Origin of the sequence: Serratia sp. CY52157, assembly GCF_052168495.1 — a bacterium.
GTDB lineage: Bacteria > Pseudomonadota > Gammaproteobacteria > Enterobacterales > Enterobacteriaceae > Serratia > Serratia ureilytica.
The window spans coordinates 309,792-336,092 of record NZ_JBJNMO010000002.1; the positions used below are offsets into that span (position 1 = coordinate 309,792).

Here is a 26,301-nt window from a genome sequence, read left to right on the forward strand (position 1 = left end):
GGGTATGTAGCTGGCGGGCTTTATTCCCGCCGTGATGCTATTTTCCGATTTTTATTCAGATTTTTTTAGCGTGACAATTGCGGAAATTAACGAGAGCAACGCCAATAAGGCCAGGCTAAAAGTAATAACCAGGGGGGTTCCGCTATTGAACTCGGCAATAAACTGCGTGGCAACGCTCGCGAGAAGCATGCTGATGAACATGCTCAATCCTGCCGCGGTGCCCGCCAGAGGCTTGATCGCACCAATGGCGCCGGCCTGCGCTGCCGGGCTGGTGATACCGTAGAAAATACTGAATACCATCGTTGGGATGACCAGTGCGGGAATCGACCAGATGTTTATCAGGCTTAGCGTCAGAGCGAGCAAGCTGAAAATAAAGCCGATGATGCTGCCCAACAGCAAACGGCGCCGTAGCGACAGACTTTGCGGTAAACGGCTGGCCGACAAGTTACCGATAATGGCGCTGCCAGACACCATCAATAGCAACAAACTGGCGCCAGAGGCGGAAAGTTGGAAGGTCTGCGTCAGCACGATGGGGGCGGCGGCCATAAAGGCCATAAAGGCCGACTGAGCGAAACCAAATTGAAAGGCGTTGCCGAGAAAGGTGGCGTTTTTCGCCAACTGCCCATAGTCATGGAACAGATTGCTTTTGCCTGCTTCTACGCCAGTTTGCGCTTTGCGGGTTTCGGGGAGACTGAACAAGATGATAACAAACACGATGGCTGCAATAGCGCCGATCAGAATGAAATTTGAACGCCAACCAAAGTTATCCGTTAATAAACCACCCAATGGCACGCCCAGTAGCGGCGATATCATCATAGAAGCGACCAGTTTTGACATGACATTTGCCGCCTTTTCGCTGTGATAGATATCCATGACGATAATTCGCGCCGCAATAACGCCGGCCGCCCCGCCCGCCGGTTGAATAATACGGCCCAAAATTACGGCTTCAATGGACTGCGCCGATAAACAAATGAAACTACCAATAATCAGGATCGCCATGCCTAACAGTAATATGGTTCTGCGTCCCAGTCGATCAGCCAATCTTCCATATACCAGACAAGCAAGGGCAAAACTGATCATCGATAGAGAGACTGTCAGGTTGGCGGTCGCAGGTGTTGTTTCAAAGTATTTAACCAGGCTAGGCACTGAAGGCAGGAAAATTTGGAATGAGGTTGGTCCCAAACCTGACAATAGAATGAGAATGAATTGCAATAGGGCGTGATTGACGTGCGTTTGCTCGCTGGCGTTATCAGAGGACATTTGTCTTCCGTTCATTGCTTCTTCCTGTATTGAGTGTAAGAGACAGCTAAATACCCTCGACATACCGCAATGGGCATTCACCGCAAAAAAAACAAATTATTCGCATCCATTTAATTATCTTGCTAACCATTTGTGCCTGTGGTTGGCAAGGTGATTGGGTTTTTTGTTGTTTTTAAAAGACTTTTATCATCACGATGCTGCTGGTAGGGATTGTGATGTTATGTAAAGTTAAGTCCTTTTTTGTTGATCAAAGGTAAACATACGCAAATATTATTTATCTATAAGCTATATCCAAGTCAATCAGTAAGGTTAATTTATTTTAATGATTTTCCTGCTCCTGTAAGCCGAGTGTCGCTGCAGGCCTTGATAAGGCTGCAATCAGGCAGTCGTTGAGTATTCCTTGATTTTTTAATAATGAGTGGGAGGTCACAGAATAAAAATGATAAAAAACAGAACTATTTTTATAGCTTATGAAAATAGAAAAAATTGATATTTTGGTTTTTTGTATTGTTAATTTCGCAGGATTTTGGTTTTAAAAACTGCCTTGTTGTTGCTATTTGGCGATTTTAATCGACAAAGATAATGGGGTTTCTCTCCCTAGGCCTTCCTGTCGTCCATGTTTCAGAGTACGAAAGAAAAATGACGCTCTGATAGGACGGAATCTGGATCGCGAATGGGGTGATTAACACTTAATGTGATTATTGCATTTGTTAATTATTTGCGCTGATGTTTAATGCTGTTTTTTGTGCAAGGATGAATGATTGAACAACGAATTCAGTAAATGTTTGCATGGGATGACGAGGGCTTAGTGACATCTTCATCTTCAAACGGGTTTATGGGGGGACGTCGCTCTCGGCTATATGGCCGTGGATGAGTTTATCGGTTGTTTCATCTCCCCATTCGGCGTTACATCTGGCCGAGCAAACTTACGCGGGGATGACAGTTCTATACATTGGGATTGGTACTGTAGCTCTACCCGATGATGTTGTGTGTTATCCATTCCCTGTAGTGTATTACCCCATCCCTGTTAAGTTTATCCCGCCTTGTGCGGGATTTTTTTATCTGCACATACCCGGCGGCGCGTAGCGCGATTTTTTTGAATAACACCGTCAGTTTTATTCAGTATTCAGCCGTTGCGCGCTTGATTAGATTGAACGCGAGATGGGCGTCGTCGGCGCCTTTGTGCAATGAGTGGAGAATTTCTATGGCGAAGACAGTAGTGGTGTTTCATTCCGGCTACGGCCATACCGAGCGTTTGGCGAAAGTGGTGGCGGAAGGCGCTGGGGCCGAACTGATCGCTATCGATCAGGAAGGCGATATCAGCGATGAAGCGTGGCAGAAGCTGGATGAGGCGGACGCCATCATCTTTGGTTCACCGACCTATATGGGCGGCCCGTCTTGGCAGTTCAAGAAATTCGCCGACGCCAGCTCCAAAGCCTGGTTCGGCCGCAAGTGGCAAGACAAAGTGTTCGGCGGCTTTACCAACAGCGCCAGCCTGAACGGCGACAAACAGGTCACGCTGATAGCGCTGCAAACGCTGGCTTCACAACATGGCGGCCTGTGGGTCAGTCTGGGGCTGCTGCCGGCCAACACCAAATCGGCGCAGCGTACCGATGTCAACAACCTGGGCGGTTCGGTGGGGCTGTTGGTGCAAACGCCGTCGGATGCCGGCGTGGACGAGATGCTGTCGGGCGATCTGGCGACCGCCAAGCTCTATGGCCAGCGCGTGGCGGGCTTTGCCGCCAAACTGGCGTAAGGCCTTGCCGCGTGCAGCGTTCATTTTCTCTGCACATTTGGCGTGTAAGCTGCGAAATGTTATTAGCCTGCTTGGGCTAACGCTGCATTTCGTACAAATATTCCCGGTTCCTAGGCCGGGTTTTTTGTTGCTAAGGTCTGCTTAAGCTTTCGCCGCTACACTGCATGGCAGCACAGGCATGCAATGAATGGCTGTGTCGTAACTGTCGATTTGCTGTTGTTCAAGCAAGCCCGCTTTAGGCGGGCTTTTTTTGGGTTGTTATTGCACGGGCGGCCCAGTTGCAGGAAAATAATCGCGTAGTTATTCAAATATCATTCAACGAGCAATAACCACAATCTTATTAATGTAATTAACGTCGGTCGGCGGCCTATTACGCTTTGCGCTATGCTGTCAGCAGAGCTGAGCATTATTTTCCGACGGTATGCGGGGCAGTCCGCCGCCGCCACATTAGGTTAAGAAAAGTCTGTTAATTAATTGTTAATGTTTTTTATTGTTGATTTGTCTGGCTTTTTTGGTTGAAATCCGGGTTGATTATCCCTCACTGGCCGGGCGAGAGAGTATGCACATTATTATTCTGGTTATTAGCAAAATATGGGCGAGGCGATGAACGCCAGAATAAACGCCAGGCATGGCCTGCCGCTTACGGTTCAGCTCATCAATCTTTTCATGCTGGCCTTTTTACTTTCCCTGGTGGGCATTCTTAGCCGGCCGATTGGCTCGCTTTCTTTATTTTGGCCGGTGAATGCGATTCTGCTCGGCCTGCTGCTGCGCAAACCCGCTTACGCCACGCCGCTCGGCTGGCTCACGACCTATCTGGGCATGGTTGCCGCCGATCTCAGCACCGGCGAGGGCTGGTCTTTGGCGCTGTGGCTGAACGCCTGCAACATGTCGCTGATCGTCGTCGGTTACGGCATCATGCTGATGCTGCCGCAATCTCAACGGCGCATGGGTAAACCCCAGGCGATACTCTATATGTTCAGCGCCAGCCTGGCCGGTGCGGCGGTGGCGTCGACGCTGTCCGTGCTGCGTAACGATAGCCTGTACAACAACACGGTGGTGGTCGCCTGGCTGGCCTGGTTCAGCGAACAGTTTTCGACGACCCTGCTGCTGTTGCCGGTGCTGATGGCGGCGCCGCGGTTGAAACAGCTGTTGCGCATGCAGGTGCGTTGGCGCTTGAAAGGCTGCCTGCCGCTGCTGGCGCTGCTGCTGTCGCTGGCGTTCAGCGTCTATATCGGCGGGCCGGGCGCGATCGCCTTCCCGATCCCGGCGCTGCTGTGGTGCGCGGTGCGCTACCAGCTGTTCCCCGTGACGTTGCTGACGCTGTTGACCGGTATGTCCGAGATCAGCAGCATCTCCGCCAACCTGGTGCTGTATGAAACGCCGAACAACCATAATGCCTTCCTCGACACGCTGATGTCCGCCCGATTGGGTATCGCCATGCTGGTGATGGGGCCGCTGATCCTCGCCAGTTCCATCGCGGCCAACCGTAAGCTTATGCGGCGTCTGGAGCACAGCGCCAACCACGATTTCCTGACCGGCGTGCTGGCGCGCAGCGCGATGACGCGCAAAGCGGGCGAGCTGTTGGAGCACAAGCACCGTTCCAAAGAAGCGGTGTCGTTACTGCTGATCGATATCGATCATTTCAAGCAGATCAACGATACGCACGGCCACAGCGCCGGCGATCAGGTGCTGGCGTCGTTCGCGCACATCGTGCGGCGCGAGCTGCGGCACGATCAGCTATTCGGCCGCTTGGGCGGGGAAGAGTTCGCCATCATGCTGCCGCGCGCGTTGGCGGCGCAGGGCGTGGCGCTGGGGGAGCATCTGCGCCGGCTGGTGGAGCAGACGGAGCTGCAGGCGGAAGGCAAGCAGACGTTGAAAATCACCATCAGCGTCGGCGTCGCCAGTTTGGCGATGAACGAGGTGAAATCGCTGGAGCAGTTGATGAACATGGCGGATATCGCGCTGTATCGCGCCAAATCGCAGGGGCGTAATCGGGTGGAATCGTTCAACGTGGTGAACGGCAACAGCGTTGAGCATATCCTGTTCCGCTAACCGTTTTCAGCTTTGCCTGGGCTCGAAGCGGGTTTCGCAATTAGGGCAAATCAGTATCACGTCTTGCAGCATTGCCGCGCATTTTTGCCGGGTAACATAGCCGCATTTAGGGCAGACGATTTGGGTGGAGCGGTTGATAAAACCTTTAACGCTGCTGGAATCGGACATATCAATAGCCTGTGTCAGGTTAAAACTCACGCTAACACAGGCGACGACAAATTTCGTTGGTTATTTTCTGTACGCAGAGGCTTACAGGCTTTTCAGCGCCTTGATGGTTTCATCCATGTCGATCTCGTGCTCGGAGAAGGTATGGGTGGTGTTCTGGAAGGTGGTGATGGTCAGCATGCGCAGCGTTTGCATGGCCTGCGCCTGGTCTTCAGACTGCGGGCGAATGCGGTTCATCAGCAGGCCGACCGACAGCACGGTGTTCTCTTTATCCACGTCGGCTTTGACCGGCACTTCCTTGGTGAAGGTATTGAAAGACTTGATGCTGGTGATCTTGATTCTTTCATTGGCGATGATGATGTATTTGCTGGGCGCCAACACTTTGACCGCATAAGCCGACGGGCCTTTGGTGTTGTTGGTCGGTTCGAAGGTCACCGCCGCGTTTTTCTTAATCAGCTCCGGGTTTTGCACTTTAATCACGTGAAAATAACGATTTTCTCCGTTCTCGTCGGTAATAAAGCCGAAGCCTTTGTCTTCAAAAAAAGTCGTTATCTTGCCGTTCATCGCTATTCTCACAAAAAGGTTCAATACAGCGCTTATGATAGCGCGGAATGCCTTGCAGCGACAGATTGCGCGGGCGGCATTTAGTCATGCGATAACGGCATTTAGCGGCTTCCCAGCGACATGCTATGTTCATGCTGACTTTATTCAATGCGCAAAAAGGAATAGCGATGGGCATCAAACGTCTCAATCACGCCGTGCTGTACGTCAGCGACGTGCGGCAGAGCGCCGACTTTTATCATCAGGTATTGGGCTTCAAGCTGAAGCCGTCCGACAGCCCCGATCGGGCGGTATTTACCCAGGCCGCCGACTCGGACAACGATCACGATTTGGCGTTGTTCAGCAAGAACCTGGGCCAGCAGCGCGCCGGGGTGTTTCGCGCCAACGGCGAGCCGCCGGCGGAGCATGAGCCGCCGGCCGGGCTGTATCATCTGGCCTGGGAAGTGGACAGCCTGGAAGAGCTGGAGCGCATTCGCCATCAGCTGGCCGAACGCGGCATTCTCGGGTTGGAAGAGGATCACGGCGTGCACAAAAGCATTTATGGTCACGATCCGGACGGGCTGCTGTTCGAGGTGACCTGGTTTATTCCCCCGGCGTTGCTGACCGAAGAGGACAAAAACCAGCAGGGGATCCGCCCGCTGGATTTCGCCGCCGAGAAGCGGCGTTTCGCCGGCCTCTAACCTGCTCCTGCGCGGGGCGCATCGGCGCCCCGACGCTCACAGCACTTTGTTGAGGAAGTTAACGGTGCGCGGGTGCTGCGGCTGAGCCAGCACCTGCCTGGCGTCGCCCTGTTCGACGATCTGCCCGTCGACCATAAATACCACCCGATCCGCCGCTTCGCGCGCAAAGCCGATTTCATGCGTCACCACCACCAGCGTGACGCCCAGATCCGCCAACCCTTTAATCACGTCCAGCACTTCGCCGACCAGCTCGGGATCGAGCGCGGAGGTCGGCTCATCGAACAGGATCACCTTCGGGTTCAGCGCCAGCGCGCGCGCGATGGCGATGCGCTGCTGTTGGCCGCCGGAGAGGTGGCGCGGGTAGGCATCCGCCTTGTGGCGCAGCCCGACCGTATCCAGCAGCTCATAGGCTACCGCTTTCGCCCGTTCGCGGGAGTGGATCTTGTGCACCACCGGCGCTTCGATGATGTTTTCCAGCACCGTCAGGTGCGGGAACAGGTTGAAGTTTTGGAACACGTAGCCGACGTTGATGCGCTGCCGGAGGATGGCCTTTTCCTTCAGCTCGTACAGCCGGTTACCTTTGCGGCGGTAGCCGACGTAGTCGCCGTCGATGCGGATAAAGCCCTCGTCGACGCGCTCCAGATGGTTGATCGCCCGCAGCAGCGTCGATTTTCCGGAGCCGGAAGGCCCGAGGATCACGGTCACGGTGCCCGGCTGCAGCGTCAGGCTGACGTCGTCCAACGCCTTGTGTTTGCCGAAGAATTTGCTGACGTTGCTGATTTCGATCAGGCCGCGCGCCGGCACCGGGGTGAGATTGCGTGCCGGCTGTTCGGGCAAGGCGTAATAATCAATGGCTTCAGACATGCGGGTCTCCTAACGTTTTAGCCAGCCGGCCAGTTTCTGCCAGGGCGTCGGCGGCAGTTCGCGCACCGCGCCCCGGGCGAAATAGCGTTCGATGTAGTATTGGATCACCGACAGGGCGGTGGTGATGAACAGATACCAGACGGTGGCCACCATCAGCAGCGGTATCACCTGCTGGGTGCGGTTATAGATCACCTGGATGGTGTAAAACAGCTCCGGCAGCGCCAGCACATAAACGATTGAGGTGCCTTTCGCCAGACTAATGATCTCGTTGAATCCGGTCGGAATAATGGATCGCAGCGCCTGCGGCAGAATGATGCGGAAGGTGCGGCGATAGCCCGGCAGGCCCAGCGCCGCCGCCGCTTCGTGCTGGCCGTAATCCACGCCCAGGATGCCGCCGCGGATGATCTCGGCGGTATAGGCGGACTGCACCAGCGTCAGGCCCAGCACCGCCACGGCGAACTGGCCGAGGATATCGATGGTCGGGTAGCTGGCGAACACCACCGAGGTAAAGGGAATGCCCAGCGAGATGGCGTCGTACAGATAGGAAAAGTTATACAGGATGATCAGCACCAGAATCAGCGGCAGCGAGCGAAACAGCCAGATATACCCCCAGGCCAGCGACGCCAGCAGGTAAGAGCGCGACAGCCGCGCCAGCGCCAGCAGGGTGCCGAACAGAATGCTGAACAGCGTGCCGAGCAGCGTCAGCAGCAGGGTCTGTCCCAGCCCCGCCAGCACCGCCGGGGCGAAGAACCACTCGGCGAACACGCCCCATTCCCAGCGCGCGTTGCCCGCCACCGATTGCACGATGGCGGCCAGAATAAACAGCGAAAACAGCGCGCCGATCAGCCGCAGCGGATAGCGGGCGGGCACCACTTTCAAGACTTCTTGTTTGGACATGTCATGTCTCCTGATACAGATAAAGGGGCCTTAGGCGATTTTCCTTTCCGACGCGCAACAACAGGCGTCCTCTGCAATCAGGCTTTTGCGGAACGGCAGGCGGCCATCGTAGGGCGGGCGGCTGTAAACCTCGCTGTCGACGGTGGGATCGAACTGCGGCTGATAACCGTTGCTCAGGTACAGGCCCACCGCTTCGGGCTGGCGAAAGCCGGTGGTCAGATAGAGCCGGCGATAACCCTGCGCCAGCGCCAGCGTTTCCAACTGCTGCAACACCCGTTGCGCCAGGCCCTGTCGGCGCAGATCGCCCCGCGTCCAGATACGCTTCAGCTCGGCGGTTTGCCCGTCATAGCGCTTGAAGGCGCCCATGGCGATCGGCGTATCGGCGCGCAGCAGCACGATGAAGGCGCCCTGCGGCGGCGCGTACAGGTCCAGCGGTTCCGGTTCCTGGTCACCAAAATAGTCGCCGTAGCGCTGACGATATTCGCCGAACAGCCCCTCGATCACCGGGGCGATCAGCGGATCGGTCGGCAGCGTTTGAATGAAAGTGTCTTGCGTCATCGCGCGCTCCTAATCGCCCAGACCGGGCGGGTTGATTTCCGACTGCGCAAGGCGTTCGACGCTCTCGCCCCAGCGGTTGAGCACCTGATCGTACTGTCCGCCGCGGATCGCGCCGTTCAGCGCTTCATTCACCGCCTGCACCAACCCGTTGCCTTTACGGGTGGTGACGGCGATGTGCGCCGCCTTGGGCCAACCGCCTTCCACCGTGCCCGCCAGCCGGGTACGGCCATTCAGCGCCGCTTTATAGGCGCCCAGCACGTTGGGCCCGAAATAGGCGTCGGCCCGGCCGGACTGGATCGCCAGCGTGGCGGCCGCATCGTCGGTCACGTAGATCGGCTGGAAGGGTTTGAGCCCTTGCTGCCGATTCTGCTTGTCCCATGCCAGCAAGATGGCTTCCTGGTTGGTGCCGGAGCCGACGATGATCTTTAATCCGGCGATATCGGCAGGCTGTTTGATCGTCGCTATCTTGCCGCCGGTTTTGACATAAAAGCCGAGCGAGTCGATGCGATAGGTAGCGAAGTCGAAGCGGGTTTTGCGCTCTTTGGTGACGGTGACGTTGGTGATGGCCGCGTCATACTTGCCGGAAACCACTCCCAGCGGCCAGTCTTCCCACGAGGTTTGCACCACGTTCAGTTCCAGGCCCAGGCTGTCGGCCACCAACTGCGCGATATCCACTTCGCTGCCGATAAGCCGCCGGTTGTCGGCGGCGAACAGCGCCAGCGGCGGCGTGTTGAGCGCGGCGATCGCGACGGTGAACCGGCCCGGCTTCACGAAGCGGAAATCGGCCGGCAGCTTGGCGATCGCCTGCGGGTTTTTCGGCGCATGGATAGGGGTTTCATTGGCCTGCAAATCGATGCCGGTGCCCGCCTGCGCGGCGCCGGTCAGGCTCAACAAGGCCGCCACGAGAGCGGCGGTAACGGTTTTCTGCATAGCGGGTATCCCTGAAAACGATCTTATTATTGGGTGAATCTGTTCAACGGACGCTTCAGGCCCAGGTGCTCGCGCAGCGTATCGCCGTGGTACGCCTGGCGGAACAGGCCGCGCCGTTGCAGGACGGGGACCACCCGATCGACGAAGTGGCCGAAGGCGTTGGGCGTACCGCCGCTGATGATGAAGCCGTCGGCGGCTTCGCCGTCGAACCAGCGTTGCAGGCCGTCCGCCACCGCTTCCGGCGTGCCGCTGAACACCGGGCGCGGCGAGGCGGCTTCCAGCGCCACCTGGCGCAGCGTGAGGTTACGCTCGCGGGCGTTGCGCTTGATGGCGTCGGTGGTGCTGCGGAAGCTGTTTTGCCCCAGATCGCCGATGTCCGGGAAGGGGGCGTCCAACGGATGGCGGGAAAAGTCGTAATGTTCGAAATAGCGGCCAAGGTAGTTGAGGGCGTTCTCGATGCTGACCAGACGGGCCGTCTCCTGGTACTGGCGCTCGACGTCCGCATCGTCGTCGCCGACGATCACGCTGACGCCCTGGAAGATGCGCAGGTCGTCCGGTTCGCGCCCCTGTTCCACCAGCTGCCGCTTCACGTCCTGGTAGAAATCCTGCGCCTGCTCCAGCGTGTCGTGATGGGTGAAGATCGCATCGGCGTGCTTGGCCGCCAGCCGTTTGCCGTCTTCGGAGGCGCCGGCCTGGAACAGGATCGGGCGGCCCTGCGGCGTGCGGCCGATGTTCAACGGCCCCTGCACCGAGAAGAACTCCCCCTGATGATTGAGGGTGTGCAGTTTCCCGGCGCGGAAAAATTCGCCGCTGGCCTTATTGCGCACGAAGGCATCGTCTTCCCAGGAGTCCCACAGTCCTTTGGCGACGTCGAGAAACTCGCCGGCGATGCGGTAACGCAGGCTGTGCTCCGGGTGCTCGGCGCGCGAGAAGTTTTTGGCCGAACCTTCCAGCGGCGACGTCACCACGTTCCAGCCCGCGCGGCCGTTGCTCAGGTGATCGAGGCTGGCGAACTGGCGGGCGACGGTGAACGGATCGCTGTAGGACGTGGAGAGCGTGCCCACCAGGCCAATTTTGTCGGTGGCGGCGGACAGCGCGGCCAATAAGGTCAACGGCTCGAAACGGTTAAGAAAATGCGGAATGGACTTTTCGTTGATATATAAGCCATCGGCGACGAAGACGAAATCGAATTTCCCTTGTTCGGCTTTTTTCGCCGAGGCGATATTAAATTCGAGGTTGATGCTGGCGTCGGCGGTGGCGTCCGGGTGGCGCCAGGCGGACATATTTCCCGATGCGCCGTGCAGAATGGCGCCCAGCCGTAATTGCCGTTGATTATTCGCGTTGTCGCTCATCGTGATTATCCTGTCATGCGCCGAAAGGCGCGCGGTGTCTGATGCGTCCACTATTGATGAGCGCTGTCGGGATGTAAAACAACAAAACAGCATATTCAAATGTTGAAAACTGCAAATATCACGGCGAGCGAAAATAATAATCCCCGGCGCGGCATCAGCGGCGTCGGGGAAATACTATTTCACGTTATTCAGGCGTTGCTGAGGGCTTTTTTCGCTGCGGGGGTTAATTGCTGCAGCGTGCGCTCCGCCAGCAGCGAAAAATAGTGGGCGGCAGGAAAGAGGGCGCGCTCATCGGGATTGAAACGCGGATGGTGCAGGCCGAATTCGCTGGCGGAGCCGATGCTGACGAACGCGCCCGGCACGTGATGCAGATACAGCGCGAAATCCTCGCCGCCCATCTGCAGCTCCGCCTCTTCGACCCGGTAGCCGGCCTCGGCGGCGACGGTTTTGCTGAACGCCGCCCAATGGGCGTCGTTGATCACCGCCGGCGGCCCCGGCTGCCAGTGGAGTTCGGCCTGCGCGCCGAGCGCGGCGGCAACGCCGTCGATCACCTGGCGAATTTTATCCGGCACCTGGCGGCGCACCGCATCGCTGTGGGTGCGCACCGTGCCTTCCAGCTCGACGGTTTGCGGCAGCACGTTCCAGGTATTGCCGCCTTCGATGCGCGTCACGCTCACCACCAGCGATTCCAGCGAGCTGAAGCTGCGGCTGGGCAGCGTTTGCAGCGCGCCGACGATCTGGCTGGCGGTGACGATGGTATCGACACCCTGTTCCGGTTTGGCGGCGTGGGCGCCTTTGCCGGTGATGCGGATCTGGAAGCGATCGACGTTGGCGTAGAACGGCCCGGCGCGGGTGGCGAAGGTGCCGGTGGGCAGCTCCGGCGCATTGTGCAGGCCAAATATCGCCGCGACGTTATCCAGCGCGCCGGCGTCGATCAGGTGCCGGGCGCCGTTGAAGGTCTCTTCCGCCGGCTGGAAGAAGATGCGCACCGTGCCCGCCAGTTCGGCTTCACGCGCTTTGAGCAGGTGTGCGGCGCCGAGCATCACCGAGGTGTGAAAGTCGTGCCCGCAGGCGTGCATCACGCCGCTGTTTTGCGAACTGAAGGGCACGTCGGCGATTTCGTCGATCGGCAGAGCGTCGATGTCGCCGCGCAGCGCGATGATCGGCCCCTGGCCGCTGCCGATCTCCGCCACGACGCCGGTTTTCAGCGCCAACGGCAGAAGGCGAATGCCCGCCTCTTGCAGCCAGCGGGTCAGGCGGGCGGTGGTGGCGAATTCGTGATTGGAAAGCTCAGGGTTTTGGTGCAGTTCACGCCGATAGGCGATGATCTTGTCTGCCAACTGGCTGGTCATAGGCTTGGCTCACAGTGGGAAATAAACCCTAACCCTAGTGCAGGGGCCGCCGAAGCAAAAAGACCATCTGGTTATATTTCATAGCGATTGTGTTTGCACGGCGCGTCAACGATGGGGGAAAGGGGCAGGTTTAGGCGTTCGCGCGTTGTTTGCTGGCGCAGGGAGAGGATTGACCTGGAACGGTAACTTACTGCAACCGGTGTCATTCATTTACACCGGACAACACGGATTTTTTCACTCTTTATCGGATTTCTGTGATCGCGGTGGTGGACAAAATCCTGCCTGCTTGCTGTACTGTAATCGACACAGGTTTTGTGTCTTTCATTCACGTTAAAGGTAAGTTTGATGTCTAAGATTAAAGGTAGCGTTAAGTGGTTTAATGAATCCAAGGGCTTCGGTTTCATTACTCCGGAAGATGGTAGCAAGGACGTTTTCGTTCACTTCTCTGCCATCGTTAGCAACGGTTTCAAAACGCTTGCTGAAGGCCAGCGTGTAGAATTTGAAATCACGAACGGTGCCAAAGGCCCATCTGCCGCTAACGTTACTGCTATCTAAGCTGCGTAGCTGAATTTCTTAAAACCCGCTCATTGAGCGGGTTTTTTATTGGGCGCGTTATGCGTCGCTGCGGCGGGCCAACAGGCTGAACAGCAGGATGGCGATGGCGTAACAGCCGACGATGGTCAGCGCCATCGACAGGCCCGAGGTGCCGCCCAGCCCGGTGAGCGGCACGGCGCAGGCGCCGAGCGCGAACATGCACACGCCGATCAAGGCCGACGCGCTGCCGGCTTTGTCCCCCTGGCTTTGCATCGCCAGCGACGAGGCGGTCGGGCCGACGATGCCGATCACCGCCACCGAGAAGAACAGCGGCACCAGCAACACGACCAGCGGCGCATGCAGCGCGGCGGCCAACAGCAGCAACAGCGATGCGACGGCCGCCAGCGTTAATCCGCCCCTCAACACCCGGCGTTCCCCCCAACGTGAACTGAGACGGCTGGCCAGCTGCGCCGCAATGATCAGCCCGACGCCGTTCATGGCGAAGCACAGGCTGAACATCTGCGGGCTGAGGCCGTAGATCTGCTGCAAGACGAAAGGCGAAGCGCCGATATAGGCGAACATGCCGGCCATTACGAAGCCCTGCGTCAGGCACAGGCCCATGAAATAGCGCTGGGTCAGCAACCCGCCGAGCGACATCAGCATCGCCAGAATGCCGCCCTGGCTGCGGCGCTCGACCGGCAGGGATTCGCGCAGCTTCAGCGCCGACAGGCTGAACAGCAGCACGGCGATGGCCGCCAGCACGCCGAAGATGCCGCGCCAGTTCATCACCTGCAGCATGACGCCGCCCAGCACCGGCGCGACGATCGGCGCCAGGCCGTTAACCAGCATCAGCAGGGCGAAGAAGCGGGTCAGCTCGTGGCCGGCGTACAGATCGCGGGCAATGGCGCGGGAAATCACCGCGCCGCCGGCGCCGGCGATGCCCTGGAGCAGGCGGGCGATCAGCAGTTGGTCGATGGTGGGCGCCAGCGCGCACCACAGCGAAGCGCCCAGCAGCAGGATCAGCGACAGCAGCAGCGGGCGCATACGGCCCAGTTTGTCGCTGTAAGGGCCAAAAATCAGCTGGCCGACGCCCAGGCCGAGCAGCCCGGCGGTCAGGCTGAGCTGCGCGGCGGCGGTGGAGGTATTCAGCTCGCCCGCCATTTCCGGCAGGGCGGGCAGATAGAGATCGGTGCACAGCGGCCCCAGCGCGGCCAACAGGCCAAGCACGACGGCGTACACCAGACGTTGTCTGGCTAAGTGTTTGGTCATGGGAGATTAAGATTTCCTGAACAGATGAGAAATGGCCTGCTGATACAGATCGCGCAGCAGGGACGCATCGGCTTTTTGCGTGGTAAGGATACGGTAACCGGTGCCTTCGCTCATGACGGCGATAAACTCCACCCGGGCGGCGATCTCTTCCGCGCTGAAATCGGGATACAGCCGCTGCAGGTTGTGGCACACGTGGCGAAACAGCCGCGCCTCCGCATCGCTGAGCAGTTTGGCCACCACCGGGTTGCGCGTGGCCTCGGCGGTCACTTCCAGCATCAGCATGTGATCGGTTTCGCTCTCGCCCGGTTGCTGAAACAGCGTGCGCGCCGCCAGCGTGCCGGCGATCAGGTTGATGTGATCGCCAAGGTTTTCCAGGCGCTGCATCTTGCTGGTGATGATGCGATTGACGATTTCTTCGATAATCGCGTCTTTATTGGCGAAATAGCGATAGATTTGCCCGACGCTGAGCTGCGAGCCCTGGGCAATCTCCGCCATGCTGGCGGCATGGAAGCCGTGGCGGCGGAAGCTGGTTTTCGCCGCTTCGACGATCTGATCGCGGCGCGCCTGCACTTTGGCCTGTTTACTGTCGTTGGGGGAGAGCATCTGCCCGATCCTTTGCTGCGCGTGAGCCGGGTTCACAATTTTGGGTGTGAACGTTCATTCTCAATTGTAGTGTAACGGATGGGGAGGACGCAAGATGAACGCGCGTTGCGGGGAAAAGGTGTTTAGGCGAACAGGTAGGCGTTGATAAAGGCGGCGACGATCAGCACGCACAGCGCAACGGCGATCGCTTCGGCGGTGGTTTTCGGCAGGCTAAACATAGCGATTTCTCATCCAGTCAGGAGTTCTGGATGAGATTATGCGCATGCAAGATTAAGGAAACATTAAGGGCTTAGCGCCCGTTGACCCACATCACCAGCATGAAGGCCAGCAGCGTCATCGCCAGCGAGCCGGCCAGGTTAAGCAGCATGTTGGCCAATGCCCAGCCGAAGCGGCCGTCCTGCATCAGATACACCACCTCCAGCGAAAAGGTGGAGAAGGTGGTCAGGCCGCCGCAGAAGCCGGTGGTGATCAGCAGTTTCCAGGTGGGATCCAGGTGTGTCATGCGGGTGAAGATCGCCATCGCCAGACCGATGATAAAACCGCCGATCAGATTGACCATCAGCGTCCCGAGCGGAATGTGGGCGTTCAGCGGGTTCATTTTCATGCTTACCGCCCAGCGCAAAACGCTGCCGATGCCGCCGCCGATAAAGACGGCCAGTAAAGAACTCAACATGGGGCAACTCCCTTTCAAACAGAGAAATTCACGGGTTCGGAAAGGGACAGGCGTAACGCTACGCGCCTCTCTCCGAGAGGTTACGTAGACATCATCAGCCTGTGAAGGCGGTTAGGGAGGAATGTCATCTCCAGCGTGCCGCACGGCCTTTTTCACCGTACCCGATGGATGTTACACCTAACGCCGTCTATTTTGTAGTATCGATCCCCTGCGAGGTAAAACCGATGGAAATCAGAGCGGCGCGTCTGGGCGACCGGCACGCTATCGCCGAATTGATGACGGTGTTGGGCTATCCTGGCACCGAGGCGTTTCTGACGCAGCGCATGCAGCAACTGTTGGCGCACCCGGACGAGGCGCTGCTGGTGGCGGCGGACGGGGCGCAGGTGCTGGGCGTGTTGTCGCTGCATTTCCTGCCGCAGCTGGCGTTGGCCGGCGACATTGGCCGCATCAGCTATTTTTGCGTCGACGATCGGGCGCGCGGCGCGGGCGTGGGGCGGCGGTTGTTGGCGGAGGGAGAGGCGCTGGCGCACCGTCGCGGCTGCGATCGGTTGGAGGTTCATTGCCACAATCGCCGCGAGCGGGCCCATACGTTTTACCTGCGCGAAGGCTTTGTTGAAGCGCCGAAGTATTTTGCCAAGTTATTAAGTCAGTAAGTTACTCCCCTGGCGGCACTGCCGTTTCCAGCCGGTTGCGGCCGTTTTGCTTCGCCCGATAGAGCGCGCTGTCGGCCGCTTTCAGCCAGTCCAGATAGCCGCCCAACGCGGGGTGGTAGTTGGCGATGCCGGCGCTGATCTGCAGCCGCAGCTGCGGCGCCTCCTTGAAGCTGACCGCATCCAGCCGCTGCTGGATGCGTCGCAGGACGATTTCCGCCTGCTCGGCGTTGGTGTTCGGCAGCACCGCGCCAAACTCGTCGCCGCCGTAGCGCCCGACGATATCCACGTTACGCAAGCCGATCAGCAGCTCTTCCGCCAGCGCCGCCAGGGCCTCATCCCCCAAAGCATGGCCGAAGGTGTCGTTGATGGTTTTGAAGCGGTCGATATCCATCAGGATCAGCGTGGCCTTATCCTGGTAGCGACGGCAACTGTCGAACTGACGATGCAGCAGATGCTCCCAGTGGCGACGGTTGTATAAGCCGGTCAGCCCATCGCGGGTGCTGATGCGCTGCAGCTCCTGTTTCTTTTCCGCCAGCCGCTTGGCGGTGCGGTAAGTCACCAGCCCGAGCAGCGTCGGGTAAAGGTAGATCATCGGCAGGCACAGATAGACCTGCAACGGCGTGCTGTACGGGTGAAACGGGAAGCCGAGCAGCGCGGCGGTGAATGCCGCCGTGGCCAATTGCATGGCCAATCCTTTTACAAACAGCGTTTTGCCGGCTGAAGCGATGTTATTCATGCTCATCATCGACAGGATGACGATGGCGGGCAGCGCGTTGAACGCCATCATCGCCGCCCAGAAGCCGCCGAAAGCGGAGTCGATCAGCAGGTTGCGAATTTCGGCTTTGAACGGATCTTGGGCGCGGCAGGCCAGGCGGTACGCGAGATGCGGCCAGAGAAAGCCGTGAAAGGCCAGCAATAGCCAGATCGCCGCGGGCGGAGCCAGGGGATAGAGCGCGGCGCAGACGCAGATAAAGCCGAGCCCCAGACCGACGGCGCGGGGCAGGTAGGTGCGTTTGGCGAAGCTGAGGCCGGATTTTCGGGCATCGAAAATGGGTGGGGCAATATACATCCGGCATCTCCCTGATGAGTATCATGGCAGCGTATCATGCGGGTGATAAACTAAGAATAGTCTGGGATTCACGTCCAGAGGCCCTGTGGCATTACTGCGACCGATCTCACTCTGTTACATGTTGCGGTTGTGCGAGCCGAAGGAAAGTCGCTAAATATTCGCAGGCAAGGTCAGTTTTTCTCGCTGTTCACGCAGCGCTCTATGATAAGAAGGTGAGTATGGAAGGTATCAGCATTACCAAACTTCTGGTGATTGCGGTGTTGGTGATTTTACTGTTCGGCACCAGCAAACTGCGCACGCTCGGCGCCGATCTTGGCGCGGCGCTGAAAGGCTTTAAAAAAGCCGTGGGCGATGACAGCACGCCGCCGGCCGCCGGCAACAACGCCGCCGAAAGCCAGTCCGCTCAGCAGAGCGTCGAAAAGAAAGACGTTTAACCCCGTCTGACTGCGCGCAATAAAAAACGGATGCCTTGCGGACATCCGTTTTTTGGCGTTTCCGCCGTCTATAGCGTAACAAACTATTACGCGTTATTTCACTTCCATCCCTTTGGCCTGCAGATCGGCGTGGTAAGACGAACGCACGAACGGGCCGCAGGCGGCGTGGGTGAAGCCCATCGCCATCGCTTCTTCTTTCATCTCGTCAAACTCGGCAGGGCTGACGTAGCGCTGCACCGGCAGGTGGTGACGGCTCGGCTGCAGGTACTGACCCAGCGTCAGCATGGTCACGCCGTGGCGACGCAGATCGCGCATCACTTCAATGATTTCCGCGTTGGTTTCGCCCAGGCCGACCATCAGGCCGGATTTGGTCGGGATATCCGGGTGCGCTTCTTTAAAGCGCTCCAGCAGCTTCAGCGACCATTCGTAGTTGGCGCCCGGACGCACCTGGCGGTAGACGCGCGGCACGTTTTCCAGGTTGTGGTTGAATACGTCCGGCGGCGTGGCGGTGAGGATCTCCAGCGCGCGGTCCATACGGCCGCGGAAGTCCGGCACCAGCGTTTCAATTTTGATGTTCGGGCTTTTGGCGCGGATGGCGGAGATGCAGTCGGCAAAGTGCTGAGCGCCGCCGTCGCGCAGATCGTCGCGGTCAACCGAGGTGATCACCACGTAACGCAGCGCCATGTCGGCGATGGTTTGCGCCAGCTTTTCCGGCTCGTTGGCGTCCGGCGCGATCGGGCGGCCGTGGGCCACGTCGCAGAACGGGCAGCGGCGGGTGCAGATGGCGCCGAGGATCATAAAGGTGGCGGTACCGTGGTTGAAACACTCGGACAGGTTAGGGCACGAGGCTTCCTCACAGACGGAGTGCAGGCCGTTCTTGCGCATCGCGGCTTTGATGCCCTGAATGCGCGTTGAGTCGGCAGGCAGTTTGATCTTCATCCACTCGGGTTTACGCAACAGCTCCTGCCGTTCGGTGACCACCGTTTTGACCGGGATCAGCGCCATTTTGTCAGCATCGCGGTATTTGACGCCGCGTTCCATCTGAATTGGTTTACTCATAATCGTGCAGGTTCCAGTTACGAAGCTCGACCGTCTGGTAGCCGAGTAAATGAACAAATTCCTGTACCAGGATTGGGTGTATGTCTTCAATGCCAACGCCGGGCGCCAGCGCGCTGACCTGCGTCATCTGCATACCGGCGTAACCGCAAGGGTTGATGCGTTGGAAGGGGCTGAGATCCATCGCCACATTCAGGGCCAGGCCGTGGAATGAGCTGCCTTTGCGGATCCGCAAACCCAACGAACAGATTTTCTGCTCCCCCACGTACACGCCGGGCGCATCCGGACGGGCGCGCGATGTGAGGCGGAAGTGGGCGAGGGTGTTGATAACCGTATCTTCTATCGCCGTGACCAATTGACGTACGCCGACCTTGTTGCGTTTCAGATCGACCATCACGTACATCACCTGCTGACCCGGCCCGTGGTAGGTCACCTGGCCGCCGCGATCGCTCTGGACAACCGGGATGTCGCCGGGCATCAGCACGTGTTCGGCTTTGCCGGCCTGACCCTGGGTGAACACCGGGTGATGCTGCACCAGCCACAGCTCGTCCGGCGTGGTCTCGGTACGACTGTCGGTGAAGTTATGCATGGCTTGGGATACAGGCGCGTAGGGCTGCAACCCCAGCTGACGCAAAATGATCTTGTCTGGTTGCAAAAGAGTCATCGTCAGGTTACAGAAGTGGTAAAGCCATTATACCGGGCGCTCCGGCCTGCGACCAGCCTTTCGCTGACCAAAAATGCGCAACCCGGGAAGACGCTGCGCCATCCCGGGTTGATAAGCAGGGGTTTATGCTGGAATTACAGCACCATGCGAACAATTTCAATGTTGCCCAACTCTTCGTACAGGGTTTCGACCTGCTCGATGTGAGTGGCATTGATGGTGATGGAGACGGAGTGGTAGTTGCCTTTGCTGCTTGGCTTGACCTGCGGGTTGTAATCGCCCGGCGCATGGCGCTGCACCACTTCAACCACCTGGTCAACCAGCTCAGGCTGCGCCAGGCCCATTACCTTGTAGGTAAACGAGCAAGGGAATTCGAGCAGTTCGTTCAGTTTAGTTTTTTGCATGTGCGTGCGCTCCAGAGTGCTAGCTAATCTATAAAGTATAACTCCCGCCGGGGCGGGAGTTAGTGTTATTCACTATATGGGGACGATTTCGCCCGTTTCAACCGTTAACCGAACCAGTGGTGGAACATCAGTTTGATGTAGTCCACGATGCGGCTGAAGAAGCCGCCTTCTTTCACTTCGTTCATCACCACCAGCGGACGCTGGTCGATGGTTTTGCCGTCCAGCTGGAAGTTGATGCTGCCCACCACCTGGTTTTTCGCCAGCGGCGCGTGAATTTCCGGCGTGTTCAGCACGTAGCTGGCCTTCAGATCTTTCATGCGGCCGCGCGGAATGGTCAGGTAAACGTCTTTGTCCACGCCCAGCTCAACGCGGTCGGCATCGCCGAACCAGACCGGCTCGGAGGCGAACTCTTTACCGACTTTCAGCGGCGCCACGGTTTCGAAGAAGCGGAAGCCCCAGGTCAGCAGTTTCTTGCTTTCGGCTTCACGGCCTTTGTAGGTGCGGCCGCCCATCACGGCGGAGATCAGGCGCATTTGGCCTTCGGTCGCCGAAGCCACCAGGTTGTAACCCGCCGCGTCGGTATGGCCGGTTTTGATGCCGTCGACGTTCAGGCTGTTATCCCACAGCAGACCGTTGCGGTTCATCTGGCGGATATTGTTGAAGGTGAACTCTTTTTCTTTGTAGATCGCGTATTCTTCCGGCACGTCGCGGATCAGCGCCTGGCCGATCAGCGCCATGTCGCGCGCCGAGCTGTATTGGCCCTGCGCATCCAGGCCGTGCACCGTCTGGAAGTGGGTATTCTGCAGGCCCAGCTTGCTGACGTAGGTGTTCATCAGGTTGACGAACGCATCCTGGCTGCCGGCGACGTAGTCGGCCATTGCCACGCAGGCGTCGTTACCGGACTGCAGGTTGATGCCGCGGGTCAGTTTGGAGACCGGCACGCGATCGCCCGGCTTCAGGAACATCAGCGAGGAGCCTTTGAACACCGGGTTGCCGGTCGCCCAGGCGTCCTGGCCGACGGTCACCAGATCGTCCTGGCCGATTTTGCCCGCTTTCAGCGCCTGGCCGATGACGTAGCTGGTCATCATTTTGGTCAGGCTGGCCGGATCGCGACGCGCATCGGCGTTCATCTCGGCCAGCACCTTGCCGGAGTTGTAATCAATCAGGATGTACGCTTCCGCATCGATCTGCGGGACACCTGGGATCATGGTTTTGATGTTAACGTCATCGGCGTGCGCAACGGAGGCTGCGCTCATTGCGATAACGGTGCCGAGGGCGATGCTTTTGATTAAGCGAAAAGAAGTTACTTGTTTCATGATCGGGACTACAACATCCGTGAAAGTAAAGTTAAAAAACGAGCCACACTATAGCAGATGCGATCCCGGCAGGCATTACCCATTCATCTGACTAATTGCGGTTAGTGCCCTTTTAGCTGCAAGAAAATGTTTCAGCTAAATAACCGCTTATCGGCCGTGAATGCCCGCCGGGCTTAACGCTCAGGGTGCAGCAGTAACGAAAGACTGTTGTTGCGCTTCGCTCGCCAGGCGTTGCTGCAGCTGGGCCGCCTGCTGACGGCTGCTGAACGGGCCAAGCTGGACGCGGTAAACGTTGCCGTTGGCCGCCACTTTGCCCGGCACGCCAAACTGTTGGCTCAGGCTCTGTTGCCAGCTCTGGGCGCGTTCGGCGCTGCTCAGCGCGCCGACCTGCACCACGTAGCCGCCGGAAGAGGCGGCAGCAGCCGCAGCGCCGGCCGCGACCGGTGCGGCCACCGCGGCGGCTTCAGGTTCGGAACCTTCCAGCACCCCGGCCGGCACCGCGCTCGGCGCGCCGAGGAAACCGCTGCGGCCGTTGGCGGCATTGCCGCCGGCAGCTGGGGCGCTGTTGTCGTCGGTGCGCAGGGTGCTGTTATCGATCGGGCGCACCGCCGCGCCGCTGGCGATCGGCGCCTCCTGTTGAATAGGGGTGCCCATGCCGCTGGAGCCGAGATCCGGGCGCGCCGGCAGGGCGTAGCTCTGTTTCGCCACGATGGTGCCGATGGTGCCGGGGCCGCTCAGCGTGCCGTCCGGCGCCACGTTGATGAAATCTACCTTGACCTTGGTGTTGTTGGACAGGTTGAGGCGGTCGGCGGCGGCTTTCGACAGATCGATGATGCGGCCCTTGGTGTATGGCCCGCGATCGTTGACGCGCACCACCAGCTGACGGCCGTTGGCCAGGTTAGTGACGCGCACATAGCTTGGGATTGGCAGGGTCGGATGCGCCGCCGTCAGGCCGTTGGGGTCAAACTGCTCGCCCAGCGCCGTGGTGTTGCCGTTGGCCTCTTCGCCATACCAGGCCGCCAGGCCGGTCTGCGAGAAGTTCTGCGGATCTTTTACGATGCGGTAAGTATCGCCATTAACCTTATAATCCTGCATGTTATTAGGGTTATAGGGTTCATATTGAGGCTCGACGCCGCCGATTTCCACCACCGGGCCGTTGTACGGCTGCGGAGGGGCTTGCTGTTCCGTGGTCGGGGCGGTACAGGCGGAGAGCAACACCGCCGCGACGCCGATCCAAAGCCATTCCTTACGCATTACTCACCTCTTATAAACTTTTAGACAGCATTTTCCGATGCGTGTGGATCGACATGATGATGCCGAAACCGGCCATCAACACTATCAGCGCCGAACCCCCGTAACTGACCAGAGGCAAAGGTACGCCAACTACCGGCAAAATGCCACTGACCATACCGATGTTAACAAAGACATAAACGAACAAAATCAGCATCAAGCCGCCGACCATGACGCGGCCAAAGGTGGTTTGCGCCTTGGCGGCGATCATCAGCCCGCGGATGATCACCAGCAGGTAAAGCGCCAGAAGCACCAGCACCCCGATCAGCCCCAGCTCTTCGGCCAGGACGGCGAAGATAAAGTCGGTATGGCGCTCCGGCAGAAACTCCAGCTGCGACTGGGTGCCGTGCAGCCAGCCCTTGCCGGACAGGCCGCCGGAGCCGATGGCGATCTTGGATTGAATGATGTGATAACCGGCGCCGAGCGGGTCGCTCTCCGGATCGAGCAGCATCATGACGCGGTCGCGCTGATAGCCGTGCATCAGGAAGAACCACAGCACCGGGATGAAGGCCGCCAGCGCGACGGCGGCGACGGCGATCAGCTTCCAGCTCATGCCGGACAGGAACAGTACGAACAGGCCGGAAGCGGCGATCAGGATAGAGGTGCCCAGATCCGGCTGCGCGGCCACCAGCAGCGTCGGCAGGAAGATCAGCACCAGCGCGATGGCGGTGTTTTTCAGCGAAGGCGGGCAGACGTCGCGGTTCATAAAGCGCGCCACCATCAGCGGCACGGCGATCTTGGCGATTTCCGACGGCTGGAAGCGCACTACGCCGAGATCCAACCAGCGCTGCGCGCCTTTACTGATCTGCCCGAAGGCGTCCACCAGGATCAGCAAAATCACGCAGAAGATATACAGATAGGGCGCCCAGCTTTCGTACACGCGCGGCGGGATCTGCGCCATGACGGCCATCACGATCAGCCCCATGACGATCTGCCCGATCTTGCGCTCCATCATGCCGATATCCTGGCCGCTGGCGCTCCACATCACGAAGGCGCTGTAGACCAACAGGGCCAGGATCAGCAGCAGGAACGTCGGGTCGATGTGGATTTTGGTCCAGATCGAGCCTTTTTGTTGGCTTTCAGTCATGTTCTACCTTAGTCACCTTCTACGCCAGGCGGCAGCGGGGCCTCGCTTGGCAATTGCGTATTGTTGTCGCCCAGCAGAATGTGGTCGAGGATCTGGCGGGTGATGGTCCCCACCGCCGGACCGGAGCCGCCGTTTTCCAGAATGATGGCGACCGACACCGTCGGGTTGTTGAACGGTGCGAAGGCGGTCATCAGTTTGTGATCGCGCAGGTGCTCCGCCAGTTTGTGGGCGTTGTAGGTTTCATAGCCGAATACCTGTGCGGTACCCGATTTCGCCGCGGCTTTATAAGGTGCGTCCGCAAAGTATTTGCGCGCCGTCCCGTTCGGACGGTTGGCCACACCGTACATGCCGTCTTTGGCAATTTCCCAGAAGCCGGAGTGAATATCGCCGATCTGCGTGTTTTCTTCCTGTTTGAACGGCACCAGCGCGCCGTTGATGCGTGTGCTCTGCAGCAGGTGCGGCGTTTTGACGGTGCCGTCGTTGATCAGGGTGTTCAGCGCCTTGGCCATCTGGATCGGCGTCGCGGTCCAGTAACCCTGGCCGATGCCTACCGGAATGGTGTCGCCCTGATACCACGGTTTTTTATAGCGTTTCTGCTTCCATTCGCGCGTCGGCATCAGGCCGGAGCGCTCTTCGGACAGATCGATGCCGGTGTACTGGCCGTAACCGAATTTGGTCAGCCAGGTCGACAGCCGATCGATCCCCATGTCATAAGCGACCTGGTAGAAATAGGTATCTGCGGACTCTTCCAGCGCCTTGGTGACGTTCAGGCGGCCGTGGCCCCATTTCTTCCAGTCGCGAAAGCGTTTTTCCGAGCCGGGCAATTGCCACCAGCCGGGATCGAACACCACGGTGTTTTTGGTGATCACCCCGGCGCTCAGCGCCGACACCGCGATATAAGGCTTCACCGTCGAGGCGGGCGGGTAGACCCCCTGGGTGGCGCGGTTGATCAGCGGGCGATTCGGATCGTTCAGCAACCCCTGATAGTCCTTGCTGGAAATGCCGTCGACGAACAGGTTCGGATCGTAGCTCGGGTTGGAGACCATCGCCAGGATGGCGCCGGTGCGCGGATCGCTCACCACCACCGCGGCGCGGCTGCCGACCAACAGCTGTTCGATATAGCGCTGCAGGTTAAGATCGAGCGTCAGGTAGACGTCCTGACCGGCGGAAGGCGGCTGTTCGTGCAATTGGCGGATCACCCGGCCGCGGTTGTTGACCTCGACCTCTTCATAGCCGGTTTTGCCGTGCAGCGTGTCTTCGTAATAGCGTTCGATGCCCAGCTTGCCGATATCGTGGGTGGCGGCGTAGTTGGCCAGTTTGCCGTCTTTGTCCAGCCGCTCGACGTCGCGGTCGTTGATCTTCGACACGTAGCCGGTGACGTGGGTGAGGGCGGAGCCGTAGGGGTAGTAGCGGCGCTGGTAGCCTTTCACTTCCACGCCCGGGAAGCGGAACTGATTGACCGCAAAACGGGCGACTTGCACCTCGGTCAGCGCGGTTTTCACCGGAATGGAGACGAAACGGCGCGAGCGCTTGCGCTCTTTTTCGAAATTGGTGATGTCGTCATCGGTCAAGTCGACCACCGGGCGCAGCGCCTGCAGCGTGGCTTTGAGATCGTCGACCTTTTCCGGCATCAGTTCCAGCTGATAAATGGTGCGGTTGAGCGCCAGCGGAGTGCCGTTGCGATCGTAGATAATGCCGCGGCTGGGCGCGATGGGCACCAGCTTGATGCGGTTTTCGTTGGAGCGGGTGCGGTAATCCTCGACGCGGACCACTTGCAGATTATACAGGTTGGCGATCAGGATGCCGGACAGCACCAGGATGACCAAGAACGCCACCAGGGCGCGGCGTACAAACAGGGCGGATTCAGCCGTATAGTCGCGAAAAGGGTTACGTTCTATTTTCATCCCGCTGCTTTATTTCACTCTGTCACGGTCACCACCGGCTATTCCCGGTGGTAAGGATGATTTGTAGTAATACTCCAGGCGCGGTAGAGGCTTTCGGCCACCAGGACGCGCACCAAAGGATGCGGCAGTGTCAACGGAGAAAGCGACCAACTCTGCTCGGCAGCGGCTTTGCAGGCGGGCGCCAGCCCTTCCGGGCCGCCGATCAGCAAGCTGACGTTGCGGCCATCCTGCTTCCAGCGCTCAAGCTGCTGCGCCAGCTGCGGCGTTTCCCACGGCGTGCCTGGGATATCCAGCGTAACGATGCGGTTGCCTTTGCCCACCGCCGCCAGCATTTGTTCGCCTTCCTTGTCCAGAATGCGTTTGATGTCGGCGTTTTTGCCGCGTTTGCCGGCCGGGATCTCGGTCAGCTCAAACGGCATATCTTTGGGAAAGCGGTGCAGGTAATCCATAAAGCCGGTTTGCACCCAGTCTGGCATTTTGGTGCCGACCGCCACCAATTGCAGTTTCACCGCTTAGCTCCAGAGTTTTTCCAGCTCGTACAGGCGACGGCTTTCTTCCTGCATCACGTGCACGATCACTTCGCCCAGATCGACCACGATCCAGTCGGAGGCTTCCTGGCCTTTCATGCCAAACAGCTCCATGCCCGCGGCGCGGGATTCCTGCACTACGTGGCTGGCGATCGACATCACGTGGCGAGTCGACGTGCCGGTGCAGATGATCATGCAATCGGTGATGCTGGATTTGCCCTGTACGTCCAGAGCGACAATGTCTTGGCCTTTCAGGTCATCGATTTTATCGATGACGAAATCTTGGAGCGCTTTACCTTGCAAAGGTTCCCCCTCGGGTGTGTTCTGTTCAGTCGGCTGCGGCGGGCAAAATGCGCGCGCCGCGGCGTAACCGGATAAAGGTTTCGGCAGGCTG

General features: G+C 58.8%; 28 protein-coding genes and 1 riboswitch. Of the genes, 6 read left to right on the top strand and 22 right to left on the bottom strand.

The features are described 5' to 3' along the window. Window positions 1-51 precede the first annotated feature (51 nt). On the bottom strand, window positions 52-1,275 hold the full coding sequence (locus ACJ8IP_RS11150) for an MFS transporter (protein ID WP_072628206.1): 1,224 nt from the start codon (window positions 1,273-1,275) through the stop codon (window positions 52-54). A 1,189-nt stretch (window positions 1,276-2,464) separates the two neighbouring features. On the opposite strand from ACJ8IP_RS11150, the gene ACJ8IP_RS11155 reads away from it, so the two are divergent. Together ACJ8IP_RS11155 and ACJ8IP_RS11160 are read left to right on the top strand one after the other, a co-directional pair. Next, window positions 2,465-3,016, top strand: coding sequence for a flavodoxin family protein (locus tag ACJ8IP_RS11155; RefSeq protein WP_033642149.1), 552 nt, complete (start codon window positions 2,465-2,467; stop codon window positions 3,014-3,016). Window positions 3,017-3,619: 603 nt separating this feature from the next. After that, window positions 3,620-5,068: a GGDEF domain-containing protein gene (locus tag ACJ8IP_RS11160; RefSeq protein ID WP_033644213.1), complete on the top strand. Its 1,449-nt coding sequence runs from the start codon at window positions 3,620-3,622 to the stop codon at window positions 5,066-5,068. A gap of 6 nt (window positions 5,069-5,074) precedes the next feature. Here the strand turns inward: ACJ8IP_RS11160 and ACJ8IP_RS11165 are convergent, their stop codons facing one another. Further along, window positions 5,075-5,236 carry a YnfU family zinc-binding protein gene (locus ACJ8IP_RS11165; protein WP_216594421.1) on the bottom strand — a complete coding sequence of 54 codons (162 nt, stop codon included), beginning with the start codon at window positions 5,234-5,236 and terminating at the stop codon, window positions 5,075-5,077. Between the two features lie 81 nt (window positions 5,237-5,317). Continuing rightward, window positions 5,318-5,797, bottom strand: coding sequence for a cold-shock protein (locus ACJ8IP_RS11170; protein ID WP_004940042.1), 480 nt, complete (start codon window positions 5,795-5,797; stop codon window positions 5,318-5,320). A 167-nt stretch (window positions 5,798-5,964) separates the two neighbouring features. Between ACJ8IP_RS11170 and ACJ8IP_RS11175 the strand changes: the two genes are divergently transcribed. Next, entirely contained in the window at window positions 5,965-6,474 is a 510-nt protein-coding gene (locus ACJ8IP_RS11175; RefSeq protein WP_015376923.1) for a VOC family protein, read from the top strand. A gap of 36 nt (window positions 6,475-6,510) precedes the next feature. Here the strand turns inward: ACJ8IP_RS11175 and ACJ8IP_RS11180 are convergent, their stop codons facing one another. The 6 genes from ACJ8IP_RS11180 to ACJ8IP_RS11205 form a co-directional block, all read right to left on the bottom strand. Then, window positions 6,511-7,338 carry an amino acid ABC transporter ATP-binding protein gene (locus tag ACJ8IP_RS11180; RefSeq protein WP_015376924.1) on the bottom strand — a complete coding sequence of 276 codons (828 nt, stop codon included), beginning with the start codon at window positions 7,336-7,338 and terminating at the stop codon, window positions 6,511-6,513. 9 nt (window positions 7,339-7,347) lie between these two features. Further along, window positions 7,348-8,235, bottom strand: a complete 888-nt coding sequence (locus ACJ8IP_RS11185) for an amino acid ABC transporter permease (protein WP_004940038.1) — start codon at window positions 8,233-8,235, stop codon at window positions 7,348-7,350. Between the two features lie 30 nt (window positions 8,236-8,265). Further along, entirely contained in the window at window positions 8,266-8,793 is a 528-nt protein-coding gene (locus tag ACJ8IP_RS11190; protein ID WP_033651141.1) for a GNAT family N-acetyltransferase, read from the bottom strand. A 9-nt stretch (window positions 8,794-8,802) separates the two neighbouring features. Next, entirely contained in the window at window positions 8,803-9,723 is a 921-nt protein-coding gene (locus ACJ8IP_RS11195) for an ABC transporter substrate-binding protein (protein ID WP_033642151.1), read from the bottom strand. 26 nt (window positions 9,724-9,749) lie between these two features. Beyond that, window positions 9,750-11,075: an LLM class flavin-dependent oxidoreductase gene (locus ACJ8IP_RS11200; protein ID WP_042783837.1), complete on the bottom strand. Its 1,326-nt coding sequence runs from the start codon at window positions 11,073-11,075 to the stop codon at window positions 9,750-9,752. A gap of 188 nt (window positions 11,076-11,263) precedes the next feature. Beyond that, on the bottom strand, window positions 11,264-12,427 hold the full coding sequence (locus ACJ8IP_RS11205; RefSeq protein WP_033651144.1) for a M20 peptidase aminoacylase family protein: 1,164 nt from the start codon (window positions 12,425-12,427) through the stop codon (window positions 11,264-11,266). 345 nt (window positions 12,428-12,772) lie between these two features. Here ACJ8IP_RS11205 and cspE point away from each other — a divergent pair, with 345 nt between their 5' ends. Further along, on the top strand, window positions 12,773-12,982 hold the full coding sequence (gene cspE, locus ACJ8IP_RS11210) for a transcription antiterminator/RNA stability regulator CspE (protein ID WP_004940030.1): 210 nt from the start codon (window positions 12,773-12,775) through the stop codon (window positions 12,980-12,982). Between the two features lie 57 nt (window positions 12,983-13,039). On the opposite strand, the gene ACJ8IP_RS11215 is transcribed toward cspE, so the two are convergent. From ACJ8IP_RS11215 to crcB, 3 genes are all read right to left on the bottom strand, one after another. Beyond that, on the bottom strand, window positions 13,040-14,230 hold the full coding sequence (locus tag ACJ8IP_RS11215; RefSeq protein WP_047025713.1) for a multidrug effflux MFS transporter: 1,191 nt from the start codon (window positions 14,228-14,230) through the stop codon (window positions 13,040-13,042). 6 nt (window positions 14,231-14,236) lie between these two features. After that, window positions 14,237-14,833, bottom strand: a complete 597-nt coding sequence (locus tag ACJ8IP_RS11220; RefSeq protein WP_033642155.1) for a TetR/AcrR family transcriptional regulator — start codon at window positions 14,831-14,833, stop codon at window positions 14,237-14,239. A gap of 289 nt (window positions 14,834-15,122) precedes the next feature. Then, window positions 15,123-15,506, bottom strand: coding sequence for a fluoride efflux transporter CrcB (crcB, locus tag ACJ8IP_RS11225; RefSeq protein ID WP_072628201.1), 384 nt, complete (start codon window positions 15,504-15,506; stop codon window positions 15,123-15,125). A gap of 78 nt (window positions 15,507-15,584) precedes the next feature. Continuing rightward, window positions 15,585-15,647: riboswitch (Fluoride riboswitch) on the bottom strand. 83 nt (window positions 15,648-15,730) lie between these two features. Here crcB and ACJ8IP_RS11230 point away from each other — a divergent pair. Continuing rightward, window positions 15,731-16,159, top strand: a complete 429-nt coding sequence (locus ACJ8IP_RS11230) for a GNAT family N-acetyltransferase (protein ID WP_442524399.1) — start codon at window positions 15,731-15,733, stop codon at window positions 16,157-16,159. A 1-nt stretch (window position 16,160) separates the two neighbouring features. Here ACJ8IP_RS11230 and ACJ8IP_RS11235 read toward each other — a convergent pair whose 3' ends face one another. Beyond that, window positions 16,161-17,228 carry a diguanylate cyclase gene (locus ACJ8IP_RS11235; RefSeq protein WP_442524400.1) on the bottom strand — a complete coding sequence of 356 codons (1,068 nt, stop codon included), beginning with the start codon at window positions 17,226-17,228 and terminating at the stop codon, window positions 16,161-16,163. A gap of 218 nt (window positions 17,229-17,446) precedes the next feature. On the opposite strand from ACJ8IP_RS11235, the gene tatA reads away from it, so the two are divergent. Then, on the top strand, window positions 17,447-17,662 hold the full coding sequence (tatA, locus tag ACJ8IP_RS11240; protein WP_004940019.1) for a Sec-independent protein translocase subunit TatA: 216 nt from the start codon (window positions 17,447-17,449) through the stop codon (window positions 17,660-17,662). 93 nt (window positions 17,663-17,755) lie between these two features. On the opposite strand, the gene lipA is transcribed toward tatA, so the two are convergent. The 9 genes from lipA to rsfS form a co-directional block, all read right to left on the bottom strand. Then, complete coding sequence (gene lipA, locus ACJ8IP_RS11245) at window positions 17,756-18,721, bottom strand: lipoyl synthase (protein ID WP_004940018.1); 966 nt, start codon at window positions 18,719-18,721, stop codon at window positions 17,756-17,758. Beyond that, window positions 18,714-19,382 carry a lipoyl(octanoyl) transferase LipB gene (gene lipB / locus ACJ8IP_RS11250; protein ID WP_033651147.1) on the bottom strand — a complete coding sequence of 223 codons (669 nt, stop codon included), beginning with the start codon at window positions 19,380-19,382 and terminating at the stop codon, window positions 18,714-18,716. Before lipB ends, lipA begins: the two co-directional genes overlap by 8 nt. Window positions 19,383-19,516: 134 nt before the next feature. Continuing rightward, window positions 19,517-19,783: a DUF493 family protein YbeD gene (gene ybeD, locus ACJ8IP_RS11255; RefSeq protein WP_004940012.1), complete on the bottom strand. Its 267-nt coding sequence runs from the start codon at window positions 19,781-19,783 to the stop codon at window positions 19,517-19,519. Between the two features lie 104 nt (window positions 19,784-19,887). After that, window positions 19,888-21,099: a D-alanyl-D-alanine carboxypeptidase DacA gene (dacA, locus tag ACJ8IP_RS11260; RefSeq protein ID WP_004940010.1), complete on the bottom strand. Its 1,212-nt coding sequence runs from the start codon at window positions 21,097-21,099 to the stop codon at window positions 19,888-19,890. A 180-nt stretch (window positions 21,100-21,279) separates the two neighbouring features. Next, on the bottom strand, window positions 21,280-22,353 hold the full coding sequence (rlpA, locus tag ACJ8IP_RS11265; RefSeq protein WP_164107194.1) for an endolytic peptidoglycan transglycosylase RlpA: 1,074 nt from the start codon (window positions 22,351-22,353) through the stop codon (window positions 21,280-21,282). Window positions 22,354-22,363: 10 nt separating this feature from the next. After that, window positions 22,364-23,476, bottom strand: a complete 1,113-nt coding sequence (gene mrdB, locus ACJ8IP_RS11270) for a peptidoglycan glycosyltransferase MrdB (protein WP_004940006.1) — start codon at window positions 23,474-23,476, stop codon at window positions 22,364-22,366. 8 nt (window positions 23,477-23,484) lie between these two features. After that, window positions 23,485-25,380: a peptidoglycan DD-transpeptidase MrdA gene (mrdA, locus tag ACJ8IP_RS11275; RefSeq protein ID WP_033642160.1), complete on the bottom strand. Its 1,896-nt coding sequence runs from the start codon at window positions 25,378-25,380 to the stop codon at window positions 23,485-23,487. A gap of 38 nt (window positions 25,381-25,418) precedes the next feature. Then, a complete protein-coding gene (rlmH, locus tag ACJ8IP_RS11280; protein ID WP_004940002.1) occupies window positions 25,419-25,889 on the bottom strand; it encodes a 23S rRNA (pseudouridine(1915)-N(3))-methyltransferase RlmH in 471 nt (156 codons plus the stop codon). Between the two features lie 3 nt (window positions 25,890-25,892). Next, window positions 25,893-26,210 (bottom strand): ribosome silencing factor, encoded by a 318-nt coding sequence (gene rsfS, locus ACJ8IP_RS11285; protein WP_004940001.1) that lies wholly within the window; start codon window positions 26,208-26,210, stop codon window positions 25,893-25,895. Between the last annotated feature and the right edge of the window lie 91 nt (window positions 26,211-26,301).

What these genes read in the sequence shown, in the direction of transcription:
- ACJ8IP_RS11150 (WP_072628206.1), bottom strand. Translation starts at nt 1,275, where the DNA reads ATGAACGGAAGACAAATGTCCTCTGATAACGCCAGCGAGCAAACGCAC.
- ACJ8IP_RS11155 (WP_033642149.1), top strand. Translation starts at nt 2,465, where the DNA reads ATGGCGAAGACAGTAGTGGTGTTTCATTCCGGCTACGGCCATACCGAG.
- ACJ8IP_RS11160 (WP_033644213.1), top strand. Translation starts at nt 3,620, where the DNA reads ATGAACGCCAGAATAAACGCCAGGCATGGCCTGCCGCTTACGGTTCAG.
- ACJ8IP_RS11165 (WP_216594421.1), bottom strand. Translation starts at nt 5,236, where the DNA reads ATGTCCGATTCCAGCAGCGTTAAAGGTTTTATCAACCGCTCCACCCAA.
- ACJ8IP_RS11170 (WP_004940042.1), bottom strand. Translation starts at nt 5,797, where the DNA reads ATGAACGGCAAGATAACGACTTTTTTTGAAGACAAAGGCTTCGGCTTT.
- ACJ8IP_RS11175 (WP_015376923.1), top strand. Translation starts at nt 5,965, where the DNA reads ATGGGCATCAAACGTCTCAATCACGCCGTGCTGTACGTCAGCGACGTG.
- ACJ8IP_RS11180 (WP_015376924.1), bottom strand. Translation starts at nt 7,338, where the DNA reads ATGTCTGAAGCCATTGATTATTACGCCTTGCCCGAACAGCCGGCACGC.
- ACJ8IP_RS11185 (WP_004940038.1), bottom strand. Translation starts at nt 8,235, where the DNA reads ATGTCCAAACAAGAAGTCTTGAAAGTGGTGCCCGCCCGCTATCCGCTG.
- ACJ8IP_RS11190 (WP_033651141.1), bottom strand. Translation starts at nt 8,793, where the DNA reads ATGACGCAAGACACTTTCATTCAAACGCTGCCGACCGATCCGCTGATC.
- ACJ8IP_RS11195 (WP_033642151.1), bottom strand. Translation starts at nt 9,723, where the DNA reads ATGCAGAAAACCGTTACCGCCGCTCTCGTGGCGGCCTTGTTGAGCCTG.
- ACJ8IP_RS11200 (WP_042783837.1), bottom strand. Translation starts at nt 11,075, where the DNA reads ATGAGCGACAACGCGAATAATCAACGGCAATTACGGCTGGGCGCCATT.
- ACJ8IP_RS11205 (WP_033651144.1), bottom strand. Translation starts at nt 12,427, where the DNA reads ATGACCAGCCAGTTGGCAGACAAGATCATCGCCTATCGGCGTGAACTG.
- cspE (WP_004940030.1), top strand. Translation starts at nt 12,773, where the DNA reads ATGTCTAAGATTAAAGGTAGCGTTAAGTGGTTTAATGAATCCAAGGGC.
- ACJ8IP_RS11215 (WP_047025713.1), bottom strand. Translation starts at nt 14,230, where the DNA reads ATGACCAAACACTTAGCCAGACAACGTCTGGTGTACGCCGTCGTGCTT.
- ACJ8IP_RS11220 (WP_033642155.1), bottom strand. Translation starts at nt 14,833, where the DNA reads ATGCTCTCCCCCAACGACAGTAAACAGGCCAAAGTGCAGGCGCGCCGC.
- crcB (WP_072628201.1), bottom strand. Translation starts at nt 15,506, where the DNA reads ATGTTGAGTTCTTTACTGGCCGTCTTTATCGGCGGCGGCATCGGCAGC.
- ACJ8IP_RS11230 (WP_442524399.1), top strand. Translation starts at nt 15,731, where the DNA reads ATGGAAATCAGAGCGGCGCGTCTGGGCGACCGGCACGCTATCGCCGAA.
- ACJ8IP_RS11235 (WP_442524400.1), bottom strand. Translation starts at nt 17,228, where the DNA reads ATGTATATTGCCCCACCCATTTTCGATGCCCGAAAATCCGGCCTCAGC.
- tatA (WP_004940019.1), top strand. Translation starts at nt 17,447, where the DNA reads ATGGAAGGTATCAGCATTACCAAACTTCTGGTGATTGCGGTGTTGGTG.
- lipA (WP_004940018.1), bottom strand. Translation starts at nt 18,721, where the DNA reads ATGAGTAAACCAATTCAGATGGAACGCGGCGTCAAATACCGCGATGCT.
- lipB (WP_033651147.1), bottom strand. Translation starts at nt 19,382, where the DNA reads ATGACTCTTTTGCAACCAGACAAGATCATTTTGCGTCAGCTGGGGTTG.
- ybeD (WP_004940012.1), bottom strand. Translation starts at nt 19,783, where the DNA reads ATGCAAAAAACTAAACTGAACGAACTGCTCGAATTCCCTTGCTCGTTT.
- dacA (WP_004940010.1), bottom strand. Translation starts at nt 21,099, where the DNA reads ATGAAACAAGTAACTTCTTTTCGCTTAATCAAAAGCATCGCCCTCGGC.
- rlpA (WP_164107194.1), bottom strand. Translation starts at nt 22,353, where the DNA reads ATGCGTAAGGAATGGCTTTGGATCGGCGTCGCGGCGGTGTTGCTCTCC.
- mrdB (WP_004940006.1), bottom strand. Translation starts at nt 23,476, where the DNA reads ATGACTGAAAGCCAACAAAAAGGCTCGATCTGGACCAAAATCCACATC.
- mrdA (WP_033642160.1), bottom strand. Translation starts at nt 25,380, where the DNA reads ATGAAAATAGAACGTAACCCTTTTCGCGACTATACGGCTGAATCCGCC.